Source organism: Martelella sp., from assembly GCF_984369615.1.
On record NZ_CFHTCS010000002.1, the window covers coordinates 1 to 14,911 of the forward strand.

General features: G+C 61.4%; 12 protein-coding genes. 9 read left to right on the forward strand and 3 right to left on the reverse strand.

The features are described 5' to 3' along the window. The 3 genes from AC5DC2_RS00350 to AC5DC2_RS00360 all read right to left on the reverse strand — a co-directional run. The coding region (locus AC5DC2_RS00350; protein ID WP_491697072.1) for a winged helix-turn-helix domain-containing protein at window positions 1-200 on the reverse strand (200 nt) is incomplete at its 3' end. Window positions 201-346: 146 nt separating this feature from the next. Next, complete coding sequence (locus tag AC5DC2_RS00355) at window positions 347-1,141, reverse strand: DUF7402 domain-containing protein (protein WP_491697073.1); 795 nt, start codon at window positions 1,139-1,141, stop codon at window positions 347-349. A gap of 12 nt (window positions 1,142-1,153) precedes the next feature. Further along, complete coding sequence (locus AC5DC2_RS00360) at window positions 1,154-2,944, reverse strand: heparinase II/III domain-containing protein (protein WP_491697074.1); 1,791 nt, start codon at window positions 2,942-2,944, stop codon at window positions 1,154-1,156. A gap of 301 nt (window positions 2,945-3,245) precedes the next feature. On the opposite strand from AC5DC2_RS00360, the gene AC5DC2_RS00365 reads away from it, so the two are divergent. The 9 genes from AC5DC2_RS00365 (at window position 3,246) to lacZ (ending at window position 14,896) form a co-directional block, all read left to right on the forward strand. Further along, complete coding sequence (locus AC5DC2_RS00365) at window positions 3,246-4,187, forward strand: carbohydrate ABC transporter permease (protein WP_061449749.1); 942 nt, start codon at window positions 3,246-3,248, stop codon at window positions 4,185-4,187. A 12-nt stretch (window positions 4,188-4,199) separates the two neighbouring features. Continuing rightward, window positions 4,200-5,036 carry a carbohydrate ABC transporter permease gene (locus tag AC5DC2_RS00370; RefSeq protein ID WP_061449748.1) on the forward strand — a complete coding sequence of 279 codons (837 nt, stop codon included), beginning with the start codon at window positions 4,200-4,202 and terminating at the stop codon, window positions 5,034-5,036. 3 nt (window positions 5,037-5,039) lie between these two features. Further along, window positions 5,040-6,215 carry a glycoside hydrolase family 88 protein gene (locus tag AC5DC2_RS00375; RefSeq protein ID WP_491697075.1) on the forward strand — a complete coding sequence of 392 codons (1,176 nt, stop codon included), beginning with the start codon at window positions 5,040-5,042 and terminating at the stop codon, window positions 6,213-6,215. 30 nt (window positions 6,216-6,245) lie between these two features. Further along, the gene (locus AC5DC2_RS00380) at window positions 6,246-7,355 is read left to right on the forward strand and encodes an ABC transporter ATP-binding protein (RefSeq protein WP_491697076.1); all 1,110 of its coding nucleotides are present in this window, start codon (window positions 6,246-6,248) and stop codon (window positions 7,353-7,355) included. Between the two features lie 36 nt (window positions 7,356-7,391). Beyond that, window positions 7,392-8,123 carry a DUF624 domain-containing protein gene (locus AC5DC2_RS00385; RefSeq protein ID WP_491697077.1) on the forward strand — a complete coding sequence of 244 codons (732 nt, stop codon included), beginning with the start codon at window positions 7,392-7,394 and terminating at the stop codon, window positions 8,121-8,123. 14 nt (window positions 8,124-8,137) lie between these two features. Continuing rightward, a complete protein-coding gene (locus AC5DC2_RS00390; protein ID WP_491697078.1) occupies window positions 8,138-9,397 on the forward strand; it encodes an ABC transporter substrate-binding protein in 1,260 nt (419 codons plus the stop codon). A gap of 168 nt (window positions 9,398-9,565) precedes the next feature. Further along, window positions 9,566-10,720 (forward strand): galactokinase, encoded by a 1,155-nt coding sequence (locus tag AC5DC2_RS00395; RefSeq protein WP_491697079.1) that lies wholly within the window; start codon window positions 9,566-9,568, stop codon window positions 10,718-10,720. A 36-nt stretch (window positions 10,721-10,756) separates the two neighbouring features. After that, complete coding sequence (locus tag AC5DC2_RS00400) at window positions 10,757-11,794, forward strand: UDP-glucose--hexose-1-phosphate uridylyltransferase (protein ID WP_491697080.1); 1,038 nt, start codon at window positions 10,757-10,759, stop codon at window positions 11,792-11,794. 78 nt (window positions 11,795-11,872) lie between these two features. Further along, the gene (gene lacZ, locus AC5DC2_RS00405) at window positions 11,873-14,896 is read left to right on the forward strand and encodes a beta-galactosidase, LacZ type (RefSeq protein ID WP_491697081.1); all 3,024 of its coding nucleotides are present in this window, start codon (window positions 11,873-11,875) and stop codon (window positions 14,894-14,896) included. Window positions 14,897-14,911 lie beyond the last annotated feature (15 nt).

The window sequence follows — 14,911 nt, forward strand, 5'->3', positions numbered from 1 at the left end:
GGCTCGACGAGGCCGTCGGACCTGAGGGCGGCAACGGCCTCGCGCACCACGGTGCGCGAGACGCCGTGTTCCTGGGTCAGTCGGGCCTCGCTCGGGAGCTTGTCGCCGGGCTGAAACGCGCCGTCCAGAATCGACCGCCGCAAGGCCTCGCTGACCTTATGGACCAGGGTTCCATTGCGTGCGGCGGTTTGCGTTGCCAAAATTCATCCCCTTTGAGGTCAGGCATCGGCCCTGACGCCGGCTGCGAACTGTTTATGCCGGACGACAGAAGCACCTCTTCTTCAAAAATTGTATGATAAGTTGAATGAAAATACAATACAACATTCGCCCCGGGCAAGATGAGTGCTCAAGGGCCGGCTTCGCGCCCCCAGACCTCGATCTGGGTGAGGGCGGGGAACGGCGAGGGGTCGTCAGCCTTGACCAGTTTTTCGAGCCGCACCCATTCCGTTTCGCGCTCGGGAAAGGCAAAGCGCTGTCCCGCCCCGGTTTTCTCAAGCGGGACATTGATGGAATGGCCGTCGCTGAAGGTAATGCGGGCCGAGGTCCACCAGGCGTCATGGGGAAAGTCGGCGCGGGTAAAGAGCACGACCGACCGCGCGACGACCCGGCGGCCGAATTCCACCGTCATCATTGCTTCCGGATCGCAATTGATGCCCCAGCTTGTATAGGGCCAGAAGCCGTGGTCGTCGCTGGCGATCTCGCCGTCGATGGCGTTGCGCGCGGCAAAGGCGGCCTCGCCGCGGGTTTCGACGCTGGCGAAGGCGTGCGGATAGGCTGCAACGCTTGCGCCGTGGTCCGCCGGGTTCAGCGCCAGATTGCGGATGCCGGAGAGCGCATCCGGGCCGGTCGCATGCGCCGAGATCCTGTGGTTCTCGCCGGAAAACGCCGTCGGCGCGTAGGTGGTTTTCGCATCGCCAAAGGGAACGGGGAAGCTGAACGCGCCCTCTTTCATGAACACGACAGCCGGCGGGAGCGTATTATCGATTGAAAGCGTGAGGAAGCTTCCGGGGCTGCCGGTCTCGACGGTGATCCGGTCGCCGGGCGCGTAGGCGTGCCGGAAAAACAACGAAACAGCCTCGTTTCCGGTCTTTCGGGCGCGCACCTCGCCGGCCTTGTCGAGAACGGAAAGCGTGATCTCCATGGGGGTCTCCCGTCAATTGATTGAAAGCCTGAGCGTTCGACCGCCCAGGGGGATTTGAATACGATAGAGCGTGTCGGGCCAGGCGGCCCTGAGGCGCTGATCGGTGATGGCTATTGCCTCGACCTGCGGCCTGCCGCCGCCTTCGATGGCGATCTCTCCAAGATCGGGAAGGGTGATCCGCCCCTCGATGACCTCCGGCTTCGTTGCAACCATCAGCGAGAGCGTCGCCGGCTTTGCGGCGTCGCAGATATCCGTGATGGTGATTCCCCGGCCTTTGGTAAAATCGACCGTCCGCCGGTAGGATTGGACGCCCGCTTCTTTCGGATACGCCCCGGCAATTTCCATGGATATGCGAGCGGCATCGGCATCCAGCGTGACAGCGACGTCGCTTGCGGCATAGGCCTTGCCGTCCTTCTGCGTCACCCCGCCGAAGCTCGGCAGGTTGTGGAAGGCGGACTGCATGGTCCAGATTTCATAGCGACGGGCAGAGAAGGTCCTGGCGGTATAGGTCTCGACGCCGACATCGATGACAAAGGGCCTTCCGTCCTTGTAGATCGTGAAGCTGCCTGTGTCGTTGTGGTTATGGCTTTCGCCGTTGTCGCCGGCCTTGGCTGCGAGGGCGAAGCGCTGGTCGCGGGCCACCAGGAGGCCGATGCTCGGGAAGAACCGGTCTTCGGGCATCGGGCGTTGCGCCTCGTGCGCCGCCAGTTCCCCGGCGGTCATCGCCCCCTGCAGGCGATAGAAAAGGTTGATCTCCTCCGGCGCGTCGGGTTCGGGCGAAGCCTTCCAGTCGGCGGCGGCGAAGTCGGCAAGGAGTGTCGAGCCGACGGCCTTGCCGAAAAGATATTCGCGCGCGCCGCAGAAGCCTGCCCGGGCGGACGAATCGGCAAAATTGAAATAGCGGTCGTCTGCCACATGCATATAGGCGATGAATTCCGCCATATTGCGGATCTTCTGCTCGCGGAAAAGCGGGGCAAAGGCGTCGGGCGCGGCCGTCGCGAGGATGTTGAGGGCATTGAACAGGCAAAGCCCGGCATGGCGATAGTAAAGCACGCCCTCCTCGCAGGCGCCGTCCTCGCCATAGTCCTTGAGGAAGAAGTCGAGGCTGGCGGCGGCCTTTTCGACGACGTGTCGCCGGGTCTCAGTGTCGAAGGGGCGCGAGAAGGCCGCCAGCAGCACATTCTGCGTGCACCAGGCGGTCCAGTTGTTCATCGGCTCGTCGCCCCGGCCCATCCACCAGAAGTGCTCCTCCAGATAGGGCCGGATGACGCGGCGGCTGACCTCATCGTCGAGCCGGGAGACGATCATCGGCGTCACCGCGTTCATTTCCGCTTCGAACAGGGTCGCAAGCACGGCAAGCTCCGCCCCGGTCTCGGCGGCGAAGAGATCGACGACCGGACGGCGCGGGTCGGGCAGCGGCAATACCTGCGCATCGCGGATATAGACATTGTGAGCCGGAAGCTGCCAGCCGCTTTCCTCGGCAATCAGCAGCGCGCCGTCGATGATCCGGTCGAGATAGCGCCCGTCGCCGGCAACGCATTCGCCGAGCGCCAGGGCATTCAGCATGCGGCGGCGCTGCATGTAGGGCGTCTCGTAGCCGATGCGGTCGCCGTTGCGGGAAAAGGCGAGATAGGCGCTGGCGGGAAGCGCCGGCCATGAGAGAGGACAGTTCTCGGCGGCCTCGGTCAGCCGGGTGGCGTAACTCTCGGGCAGGGATGACCATTTGTCGCGGTCGGCGGCGGTCCAGCCAGGCGCAAAAGGTTCGAAGGTATCTGGCAGGGCCCGCAGGCGCTCGCGAAACATTCCGTCCTCCCGTATCCGGCCGGACCCTTTTGCGAACGGGCGGCGGCGCGGCATGAACTTGTTCTTTTCTCGTGCCTGTCCTTGCGCCGTCAGGCGCTTCATGAGGACCCGGAACATGAATACCGCAACCCTCTAGCACATATGTCGGATAAGTTTTAGCCGAAAAAATACATTTTTGGATACTTGTATTATATGTTTTCCGGCGATAGGATGAGCCAAAATCACGGACGTCTGCCATGGCGCTCGTAAAAGGCTTTCCCGGTCTGTCGCCTTGCGGCGGGCCGCAGGATGGGAGGATCACTTGGCTGCCACCGGCTTAGGCTTAGCGACAGGGCAAAAGAGGAAGAAGCGCCGTGTGCTGACGAAAAGTCAGCAGAAGCGGCGGGCAAGTCTCGTCGCCTTCTCCTTCATTGCGCCGAACTTCCTCGGTTTCGCGGTTTTCACCCTCGGGCCCATCATCTTCGCCTTCGCGCTTGCCTTCATGCACTGGGACGGCTCGAACCCGATCGAGTTTGCCGGCCTTGCCAATTTCTTCGAGCTTTTCCGCGACAGGGCCTTCCAGGCCGCGTTCTGGAACACGATCATCTACACGGTGTTCTCCGTGCCGCTGACAATGGCCTGCTCGCTGGGTCTGGCCATGCTCCTGAACAAGAAGATCTTCGGGCGCGACTTCTTTCGCGCGGCGATGTTCTTTCCCTATGTCGCCTCGCTTGTCGCGGCTGCCGTCGTCTGGAACATGCTGTTCAACCCGGAAATGGGTCCGGTCAACATGATCCTCTACACGATGGGCGTCGACCCGAAGAACCTGCCCGGCTGGGCGGCGGACAAGGACTGGGCGATGGTCACCATCATCCTGTTCGGCATCTGGAAGCAGGCCGGTTATTTCATGGTGATCTATCTGGCGGGCCTTCAGGGCGTGAACCGCGAGCTTTACGAGGCGGCTGATCTGGATGGCGCCAATGCGTGGCAGAAGTTCTGGAACGTGACGTTGCCGCAGTTGGCGCCCACCACCTTCTTCGTCTCGGTGATGCTGACCATCAACTCCTTCAAGGTGTTCGATCAGGTCTACATGATCACGCAGGGTGGCCCCGGAACCTCGACGCTGGTGCTGGTCTATCACATCTACAACGAGGCCTTCATCTCATGGGATCTCGGCTATTCGAGCATGGTCGCGCTTGTTCTCTTCGTTCTGGTTCTGGCCGTCACGCTGATCCAGTTCCGCTATTCGCGCAGCCTTGATTAGGGAGAGGGTGAGATGCAAATTTTCGGTCGCAAGATCAAACTGTCCACGATTGCCCTCTACGCGCTGATCATCGTCATCACGGTCATCATGCTGCTGCCGTTCGCGTGGATGCTCTCGGCGTCGCTGAAGTTCAACCGGGAGGTCTTCGAATTCCCGATCCACTGGATTCCGGAAAACCCGCGTTGGGAAAACTACGTGCAGATCTGGACCAAGATCCCGCTTGGCCTGTTCGTCTTCAACACCGCCAAGATCACGATCATGGTGACGCTGTTGCAGCTCTTCACCTCGTCCTTTGCGGCCTATGCCTTCGCCAAGCTGAAATTCCCCTATCGCGACGTGCTGTTCCTGGGATACATCGCCACAATCGCCATGCCCTGGCAGGTCTATATGGTGCCGCAGTTCATCCTGATGCGGGAATTCGGGCTCTACAACACCCACTGGGCGCTGATCGCGCTTCAGGCCTTCACCGCCTTTGGCGTGTTCCTGATGAAGCAGTTCTACATGTCGATCCCCGATGAGCTGTGCGAGGCCGCGCGCGTCGACGGCATGAACGAGTACCAGATCTGGTGGAAGATCATGCTGCCCTTGTCGAAGCCGGCGTTGTCGACGCTGACGATCTTCACCTTCGTCTTCGCCTGGAACGACTTCCTCGGCCCGATGATCTACCTGACCAAGACGGATCTGAAGACGATCCAGATCGGCCTCAGAATGTTCATCTCGCAATATTCGGCCGAATATGGGCTGATCATGGCCGCATCCGTCGTTGCCATCATCCCCGTCCTCGCCGTCTTCCTGGCGCTGCAGCGCTTCTTCGTCGAAGGCGTCGCCAATGCCGGGATCAAGGGGTAGACCATGACCATATATCAGAAAGACTTCGCCGTTCAGCCGATTTCCGACGCCGAGATCGCCGACGCGATCGCCGCGGCCGTCGCCCAGGTGCGCCGCAACCTGCCGGAATTCACCTATCGCCAGCAGAACCATTCGAGCGTCGCCAATTTCTATCCGGCGATCGACAACGACCAGTGGACCTGCGGCTTCTGGCCGGGCGAGATCTGGCTCGCCTATGAACTGACCGGCGACAAGGTATTTCAGCATGCCGCGCAAATCCAGGTGCAGAGCTTTTTGCACCGGATCGAGAACAAAATCGAGGTCGACCATCATGATATGGGCTTCCTCTATTCGCCGACCTGCGTTGCCGCATGGAAACTTGTCGGCGATGAAGACGGGCGCAAGGCCGCGATCCTTGCCGCCGATCAGTTGATCGCGCGTTTTCACGAAGTCGGCGGTTTCATTCAGGCCTGGGGCGCAATGGGCGCGCGGGAGAATTATCGCTACATCATCGACTGCCTGTTGAACCTGCCGCTGCTCTATTGGGCTAGCCGCGAGACGGACGACGGGAAATACCGCGACATTGCCCGCATTCATGCCGCGACCACGCTTGCCAATTCCTTCCGCGAGGATGGCTCGACCTATCACACCTTTTTCATGGACCCCGAGACGGGCGGCCCTGTGAAGGGCGTTACAGTTCAGGGCTATCGCGACGACAGCGACTGGGCGCGCGGCCAGGCATGGTCGGTCTACGGGCTGGCGCTGTCCTACCGCTACGACCCGAAGCCGGAATATGCGGCGATGTTCAGGAAGGCGCTCGATTTCTTCATGACGCGCCTGCCGGCCGACATGGTGCCGTATTGGGATATGATCTTTTCCGACGGCGATGACGAACCGCGCGACAGCTCGTCTGCCGCGATCGTCGCCTGCGGCCTGCTTGAGATGGCCGATATCCTCGGTGGCGCGGAGGCCGCCGCCTATCGTGATATCGCCCGGCGTTTCGTCAAGAGCCTGGCCGACAACTACGCGGTGAAGGATCCTGCTGTCTCCAACGGCCTCGTGCTTCACGGAACCTATTCGAAGAAGACGCCCTACAACACCTGCACGCCGGAAGGCGTCGACGAGTGCGTGTCCTGGGGCGACTACTATTATCTCGAGGCGTTGACGCGGCTTTCGCGCAACTGGTCCTCCTACTGGTAACGCCCGCGGCGGCTTTGAGAGGATACGATTATGTCCGGTATCTCGCTTAGAAAACTGAGAAAAACATACGGCGCGCTGACGGTCGTCCATGACATCGATCTGGAGATCGCCGACAAGGAATTCATCATCCTGGTGGGGCCGTCCGGCTGCGGCAAATCGACCACGCTCAGGATGATTGCCGGGTTGGAAGAGGTTTCGGCGGGCGAACTCTATATCGGCGACGAGCTCGTAAACGACGTGCCGTCGAAGGAACGCGATATCGCCATGGTGTTCCAGAACTATGCGCTTTATCCGCATATGACGGTCTACAAGAACATGGCATTCGGCCTTCAGCTCCGAAAGGCGCCCGAAGCCGAGATCGACCAGAAGGTCCGCGAGACGGCGAAGATCCTCGATATCGAACACCTGTTGAACCGCAAGCCGAAGGCGCTTTCCGGCGGTCAGCGCCAGCGCGTGGCACTTGGCCGCGCCATGGTGCGCAATCCGGAGGTCTTCCTGCTCGACGAACCCTTGTCGAACCTCGACGCCAAGCTCCGCGGCTCCATGCGCACGGCGATCACCAAGTTGCACCGGCAGCTTGACAGCACCTTCATCTATGTCACTCACGATCAGGTCGAGGCCATGACCATGGCCGATCGCATCGTCGTCATGAAGGACGGCTATATCCAGCAGGTCGACACGCCGCAGATGCTTTATGACAATCCGGTCAACATGTTCGTTGCCGGCTTCATCGGCGCGCCGCAGATGAACATGCTGCCGGTCGCCGTCGAGCGCGATGGCCAAAACTGGGTCGGACGCTTCCACGAGACGGCATTTCCGCTGATCGTCGGCGACAAGGCCGACCGGCTTGCGCCCTATGAGGGCAAGGAAATCATTCTCGGTCTCAGGCCGGAAAACTTCCACGAAAGCCAGCCCCATGACATCGCCCCGGAATTCACCTGCCCGTTCACGGCGCTGGTCGATCTGGCCGAGCCGATGGGCGCCGAGATCCATCTCAACATGACGGCCCATGGCCACGACATGATCGCGCGGGTTTCACCGCGCTGCGCGGCGAAGGACGGCGAAGCGATCGATCTGATCGCCGATCTCGTCAATCCGCATCTCTTCGACAAGGAAACGGAGCAATCCATTCTCTACTAGCAATTCGGGTTTGAGGGACGCGGGAGGCGTCTTGACATGAACTGGCTGACCAACTGGATGATGCGGGAAGGACCGGGCATTCCCAAGAATGCGCCGAAGAAGAAGGGGCTTGCCCTCTTCGCCTTCATTCTCGTTCGCGAGGCCTGGGACCTGTTCAGGCTCAATATCCTGATGCTGGTCTGCTCCATTCCGGTGGTGACGGCGCCTGCCGCGCTTGCAGCCGGCATGAACATCGCCAATGTGATGATCGAGGACGAAAACGTCTGGCTCTGGCGGGATTTCCGCCGCGCCTTCGTCCGCCACTTCCTGCAGGCGACGGCATGGGGGCTTGGCGTCGCGCTGATCCTCGGTCTTGCCGGCTACGCGGTCTATATCTACGGCCAGCTCGCCCGGCACGCGCTCGCCTACGTGCTGCCGACGGCCATCGGCGTCTGCGTCATCGCCTTTGTCGCGATCGTGGCGGTCTGCCTGTTTTCGGCCATGACGCGATTTGAACTTGCCGGCGGTCGATTGCTTCAGGTGGCGCTGCTCGCGGCGATCGCGCGGCCATTGCCGGTTCTCGCCGGCCTCGCCTTCATGGCGGCGCTCTGGCTCGTCCACATCGCCTTTTATCCTGTCACCGTGTTCACCCCGGTGGTTTTCAACTTTTCCCTTGGCGCGCTCGCATTGGCATTTTCGGCGCACAAGGCAACCGGTTTCGCGTTCTCCCGCATCAATCACGGTGACGAGGACGCGAAAACCATGGCAACGGCGCAAAAGCGCGCCTAAACGGAGGAGTAATCATGAAAAACCTGCTCAAACTGACCCTTCTGGCAACGGTTGGCCTGATGCCGCTTGCCGCCCAGGCACAGGAGAAGACGACCATCAACTGGGCGCTCTGGGACTGGGACGCGACGGCCTATTACCAGCCGATCATCGACGCCTTCGAGGCCAAGTATCCCGACATCACCGTCGAACACACCGACCTTGGCTCGGCCGATTTCTCCACCATGCTGATGACACAGCTTTCCGGTGGCGGCTCGGACCTCGATGTCGTCCAGGTGAAGGACATTCCGGGATACGCCAATCTGGTGAAGGCCAATCTTCTCGCCCCGCTCAACGACGATATCGCCGAAAACGGCATCGACACAAAAGCCTATGGCGGCCTGATCGAGGCGTTGACGGTTGACGGCAATGTCTATGCCCTGCCGTTCCGTTCCGATGTCTGGATCCTTTACTACAACAAGGACCTCTTCGATGAGGCCGGCGTCGAGTATCCGACCAACGACATGACCTGGGACGAATTCGCCGAAAAGGCGCGCGCGCTGACCTCGGGTTTTGGCGCCAACAAGACCTATGGCGGCCTGTTCCACACATGGCGCTCGACCGTGCAGCTGCCCTGCATCATGGACGGTGAACATACGCTCGATGGCGGCTCTTACGAATTCCTGCAGTCCTGCTATGAACGCGTTCTCAGCCTTCAGGAAGACGGCGCCGTGCCGTCCTATGCCCAGCTGAAGACCTCCGGCACGCACTATTCCGGCCCGTTCTACAACGGCGCGGTTGCCATGCTGCCCATGGGAAGCTGGTTCATCGGCACGCAGATCCAGAAGGTTCAGTCGGGCGAATCGCTGTCCACCAACTGGGGCATCGCCCGCTATCCGCATATGGAAGGCGTCGAGGCCGGCACCACGGCTGCCACCGTCACCTCGATCGGCGTCGCGGCCAATTCCGAGAACAAGGACGCCGCCATGAAGTTCGCAAACTTCATTGCCGGTCCCGAGGGCGCCAAGGTGATCGCCGAAACCGGTACCTTCCCGGCACTGATGACGGACGAGGTTCTCGCGACAATCACGTCGAAGGATGGTTTCCCGACGGACGAGACCAGCAAGGGGGCGCTCAAGACCCTCCAGAGCTATCTCGAAATGCCGGTCAACCTGAAGGCGGCCGATATCGAGGTTGTCTTGAACCGTGCCCATGACAACATCATGACCGACAACATCTCGGTTGAGGATGGCCTGACGAACATGGACGAAGGCGTTCAGCAGGAACTCGGCAAGTAAGTCCTGAAGACAAGATGCGCCCCGGCTGCTCCGCCGGGGCGCGCTTTTCTGCTATCCCCGCATTTTTTGGCAGGTCTGCCCATAAAAAGCCGGTCTTCTTGACAAGTCTGGTTGACGCCAAACCTCATTCATCATCACATGCGCCCGTCTTATTTTCAGGGAGGGAAGATGTCCGACACCGTTTCACTGCGCGAGGCCTTTGCCGAGCGTTTCGGCGGGAGCCCTCGATTTTTCCGCGCGCCGGGACGCGTCAACCTGATCGGCGAGCATACCGATTACAATGACGGTTTCGTCATGCCGGCGGCGCTCGAATTCCAGGCAGAGGCGGCCGCCGCCGCGCGCCAAGACCGGATCATCACGATCCACTCCTTCAACAACGGCAGGAGCGCCGAAATCGATCTCGACGCAGAGGCGAACGCGCCGCGCGGCGACTGGACGGATTACGCCTTCGGCGTCGCCGTGATGATCGAAAAGGCCGGCACGACGCTCAAGGGCGCGGATATTCTGGTGTCATCGAGCGTGCCCGTCGGTTCCGGCCTCTCCTCGTCGGCTGCCCTCGAAGTGGTCACCGGCTATGCGCTTCTGTCGCTCTCCGGCTACGCGGTCGATACCGTCGAACTCGCGAAAATCTGCCAGAAGGCGGAAAACGACTATGTCGGCATGCGCTGCGGCATCATGGACCAGTTCATCTCCTGCAACGGCGTGCATGACCATGCGCTGATGATCGACTGTCGTTCGCTGGAGCGCAAACCGGTGCCGATCGATCCGAAGGCGCGGATCGTGGTTGCCAATTCCATGGTCCATCACGCGCTTGCCGACGGCGAATACAACAAGCGCCGCCAGTCCTGCGAGGAAGGCGTGCGCCTGCTTCAACCCGTGCTGGGCGACATTCAAGCCCTGCGCGATGTCAGTTTCGACGCGCTCGAGGAGCATCGCGATCTTCTGCCGGAGGCGACCTACCGACGCTGCCGTCATATCGTGACAGAGAACGGGCGCGTGCTCGCCGCCGCCGAGGTGCTGGAACGCGGCGACCTGGACGCTTTCGGGCGATTGATGAACGCCTCCCACGTTTCGATGCGCGATGATTACGAGATTTCCTGCGCCGAGGTCGATAAGCTGGTTGAGATTGCCCAGTCGCAGCCGGGCGTTTTCGGCGCGCGGATGACCGGAGGCGGTTTCGGCGGCTGTGTGGTCAGCCTGGTTGCAGCCGGGGCAGTCGATGATTTTGTCGAGAAGGTGCGTGCGGCCTATTTCGAGGCCAGCGGCCACACCTCCGACATCTTTGCCTGCGCCCCGCAGGATGGCGCCGGTCCCCTTTTTTGATGAAGGAAGGCCGGATGAATGAGAGGAGTTGAACCGATGAACGCGTTTTCCGATCACCCGCATCGCCGCTACAATCCGCTTTCGGGCGATTGGGTGCTGGTCTCGCCGCATCGCGCCAAGCGCCCCTGGCAGGGCCAGGTCGAGGACGCGGCGACCGAAGAAATGCCGGCCCATGATCCGGATTGCTATCTCTGCCCCGGCAATACCCGCGTCAACGGCGAGAAGAACCCCGACTACACGGGCACTTACGTCTTCGACAATGATTTCGCGGCGCTGACGGAGCACGCGCCGAAGGAGCGTTTCGAAGACGGGCTTCTTCTGGCAGAGGGCGAGAGCGGCATATGCCGCGTCATTTGCTTTTCGCCCCGCCACGACCTCACGCTTGCCCGCATGGCGGTTGCCGATATTGCCAAGGTGGTCGATACCTGGGTCGCGCAATATGAGGAGCTTGGCGTCCACCCCGACATCAATCACGTCCAGATCTTCGAAAACCGCGGCGCGATGATGGGCTGCTCCAATCCCCATCCGCACGGCCAGATCTGGGCCAGCCGCAGCCTGCCGAATGAGGCGGCAAAGGAAACGGAAAACCAGCGCGCCTATTACGAGAAGCACGGAAAGCCGCTTCTGATAGCCTATCTCGAGCAGGAACTGGCGCTCGGCGAACGTATCCTGTTCGAAAACGAGGGCTTCGTGGTGCTGGTGCCCTATTGGGCAGTCTGGCCGTTCGAGACCATGGTGCTGCCGAAGCGCCATATCCGCTCGATGGAGGAGATGACGGAGAAGGAACGCGAGGAACTCGCCGAGGCGCTGTCGAAGGTCACCGTGCGCTATGACAATCTTTTCAAGACGTCGTTTCCCTATTCCATGGGCTTCCACCAGCGGCCGACCGACGGCGACGATCATGACGAGTGGGTCATGCACGCCCATTTCCTGCCGCCGCTCTTGCGCTCGGCCACCGTGAAGAAATTCATGGTCGGTTTCGAACTGCTCGGCTCGCCGCAACGTGATCTGACGCCGGAGCAGGCGGCCGACCGGCTGCGCGCGCTTTCCGAAGTCCATTATTTGAACGATTGATCGGTCGGAAAACCGGGATCTGAGATCCGGCGGCCCCTGCCGCCGGCGGCGACATGCGAAGACCAGGAAAGACAGAAAATGCCCCTGAAGCCGAATATCGACTGGCTTTTTGATCCCGAGACCTTCGCGGTCAACCGTCTTGATCCCGTTTCCGATCACATCGCCTGGCCCTCGGCCGAAACGGCGCGTGAAGGCGCGGAGAACCCTTTGCGTCAAAGCCTTTCCGGCCGCTGGGCTTTCAAGCTGGCCGCGAATAGCGCGAAGCGGCCGCAAGGTTTTGAGAAACGCGATTTCGATTTTTCCGGCTGGGATTCGATCGAAGTGCCGGGCTATATGCAGCTTCAGGGCTTCGGGCAGAACCAGTACGTCAACACGCAATATCCCTGGGACGGGATCGAGGCGCTGCGTCCGCCGGCAGTGCCCGAGGCCAATCTGGTCGGCTCCTATCTGCGGGATTTCATCTTCGAAAAACGCGCGGGAACCGGCCGCGTGGTGCTCACCTTCGACGGCGTCGAGACCGCCTTCTTCGTCTGGCTCAACGGCGCGTTTCTCGGCTACAGCGAAGACAGTTTCACGCCGGCCTGTTTTGACGTGACCGTCCTTGTGGAGGAGGGGGCAAACCGGCTGGCGGTGCAGGTGTTCCAGCGCTCCTCGGCCAGTTGGATCGAGGACCAGGATTTCTGGCGGCTGACCGGGATTTTCCGCGATGTCTGGCTGGAGCAGCAGCCCGCTCTCCACCTGGAAGACCTGTTCGTGACCACCGATCTTGCCGACGATTATGCCTCGGCGAAACTCAGGTTGCGTATGCGGCTCGCGCCGGCGCGGAAGGGCGGGACGGTCGAAGTCGCGCTTTCGGATGAGACCGGCGAAACGGTCGTCGGCCAGAAGCGTTTCGAAGCCGCGGAGGAGATGGACCTCGCCTTCGACATTGCCGAGCCGAAGCTCTGGAGCGCGGAAGCGCCGAACCTCTACGATCTCGCCATCACGCTGATTGACGCGGCCGGGCAGACGGTCGAATTCATCCCCGAACGCGTCGGCTTCCGCCGTTTCGAGGTCATCGACCGCGTCATACATCTGAACGGCGAACGCATCGTCTTCAACGGCGTCAACCGGCATGAGTTCAATCCGGTTCGGGGCCGGGCCGTGACCTATGAAGACATGCTGTTCGACGTGCGCTTCTTCAAACGCAACAATATCAATGCCGTGCGCACCAGCCACTACCCGAACCAGTCGGCCTTCTACAGGCTTTGCGACGAATACGGGCTCTATGTCATCGACGAAGCCAATCTCGAGAGCCACGGCTCCTGGCAGAAGGATGGCGCGGTGGAGCCGAGCTGGGTCGTGCCTGGCGACCGGGCCGAGTGGCGCGCCGCCGTTCTCGACCGCGCCCGTTCCATGCTGGAGCGCGACAAGAACCATGCCTCGATCCTGATCTGGTCCTGCGGCAATGAAAGCTTCGGCGGCAGCGTCATTTTCGACATGTCGAACTGGTTCCGTGAACGCGACCCGTCGCGACTCGTGCACTATGAAGGCATTTTTCACGACCGGCGCTTCGACGGCACGTCGGACATGGAAAGCCGGATGTATGCGAAGCCGCAGGATGTCGAAGCCTGGCTGAAGAATAACCCGCAGAAGCCGTTCATTCTCTGCGAATACACCCATGCCATGGGCAATTCCTGCGGCGGCATGCATCTTTATACCGACCTCATCGACAAGTACCCGCATTATCAGGGCGGCTTTATCTGGGACTATATCGACCAGGCGCTGGCGCTCGGCGACGGGCAGGGCGACCGCCGGCTCGGTCTTGGCGGCGATTTCGACGACCGCCCGTCGGACTATACTTTTTGCGCGGACGGCATCGTCACGGCATGGCGCGAGGAAACGCCGAAGGTGCAGGAGGTGCGGGCGCTCTACCAGCCTTTCGATATCACGCCGGCGCGCAATGCGGTTACCATCCGCAACAGGAACCTGTTCGTTTCCTCCTCTGCATGTCTGCTCAACGTCCGGCTGCTGAAGGAAGGCGTCGCGGTTTTCTCGGCAACCCTGGAGCCGGAGATTGCAGCCGGCGAAACGGCGACGCTGCCGCTCGACCTGCCCGGCGACCTGTCTTCTGGCGAATATGCCGTGCAGGCTTCGCTTTGCCTGAAGCAGAAGACGGCATGGGCGGAGGCCGGTCATGAAACGGCTTTCGGCGAACATGTCTTCACCATCGAGGGCGAACCGAAGGTCGCTGCCCCCGTACCGCTGAAGCTGACGCGCGGCGATCTTCATCTCGGCATCGAGGCACCGAGATATTTCGCGCTGTTTTCAGAAGCGTTCGGCGGCATGACGTCGCTGAAGGCCGGCGGCATCGAGTTCATGCACCGCCCGCCGCGCCTCACCTTCTGGCGGGCGATGACAGACAATGACCGCGGTCGCAATCACGGCTTTGAACATGCGATCTGGCAAACGGCGAGCCTCTACGCGAAACGCGGTCCTGTCGAGTTCGACATGAACGGCGCCGAGCCGGTGGTGCGCTATCGTTTTCCGCTTCCGGGCCTCCCGGTCATGCCGGAGGTTGCATATCGGGTCGGGCGCGATGGCCTCATTCATGTCACAGCCGATTTCCCGGGCGGACAGGGACTGCCGGACCTGCCGATCTTCGGCCTGCAGTTCACGCTTCCCCCCGCCCTCGACCGTTTCCGCTACTACGGGCTCGGGCCGGATGAAAACTATGCCGACCGGTGCCGCGGCGCGCGTCTCGGTATCTTCGCGCGCAGCGTTGTGGACAATGTCTCGCCCTATTGCGTGCCGCAGGAATGCGGCAACCGGATGGGCACGCGCTTTGCCGAGGTGACGGACGAGGCCGGCGGGGGGCTTCGCTTTACAGCGGAAGGCGCGCCGTTCGAGTTCAATGCGCTGCCCTATGGCACGATGGAACTTGAAACGGCCGAGCGGCCGGAAGACCTGCCGCCGGTGACGAAGACGGTGGTGACGATCGCGGCAAGGCAGATGGGCGTCGGCGGGGATGACAGCTGGGGGTCGCCCGTGCATGAACCCTACCGCATCGCTTCCCATAAGCCGCTTTCTCTTGCATTCTCTGTCGCGCCGATCGGCGTCTAGAACAACGTTGAGCAG

What these genes read in the sequence shown, in the direction of transcription:
- AC5DC2_RS00355 (WP_491697073.1), bottom strand. Translation starts at nt 1,141, where the DNA reads ATGGAGATCACGCTTTCCGTTCTCGACAAGGCCGGCGAGGTGCGCGCC.
- AC5DC2_RS00360 (WP_491697074.1), bottom strand. Translation starts at nt 2,944, where the DNA reads ATGTTTCGCGAGCGCCTGCGGGCCCTGCCAGATACCTTCGAACCTTTT.
- AC5DC2_RS00370 (WP_061449748.1), top strand. Translation starts at nt 4,200, where the DNA reads ATGCAAATTTTCGGTCGCAAGATCAAACTGTCCACGATTGCCCTCTAC.
- AC5DC2_RS00375 (WP_491697075.1), top strand. Translation starts at nt 5,040, where the DNA reads ATGACCATATATCAGAAAGACTTCGCCGTTCAGCCGATTTCCGACGCC.
- AC5DC2_RS00380 (WP_491697076.1), top strand. Translation starts at nt 6,246, where the DNA reads ATGTCCGGTATCTCGCTTAGAAAACTGAGAAAAACATACGGCGCGCTG.
- AC5DC2_RS00385 (WP_491697077.1), top strand. Translation starts at nt 7,392, where the DNA reads ATGAACTGGCTGACCAACTGGATGATGCGGGAAGGACCGGGCATTCCC.
- AC5DC2_RS00390 (WP_491697078.1), top strand. Translation starts at nt 8,138, where the DNA reads ATGAAAAACCTGCTCAAACTGACCCTTCTGGCAACGGTTGGCCTGATG.
- AC5DC2_RS00395 (WP_491697079.1), top strand. Translation starts at nt 9,566, where the DNA reads ATGTCCGACACCGTTTCACTGCGCGAGGCCTTTGCCGAGCGTTTCGGC.
- AC5DC2_RS00400 (WP_491697080.1), top strand. Translation starts at nt 10,757, where the DNA reads ATGAACGCGTTTTCCGATCACCCGCATCGCCGCTACAATCCGCTTTCG.
- lacZ (WP_491697081.1), top strand. Translation starts at nt 11,873, where the DNA reads ATGCCCCTGAAGCCGAATATCGACTGGCTTTTTGATCCCGAGACCTTC.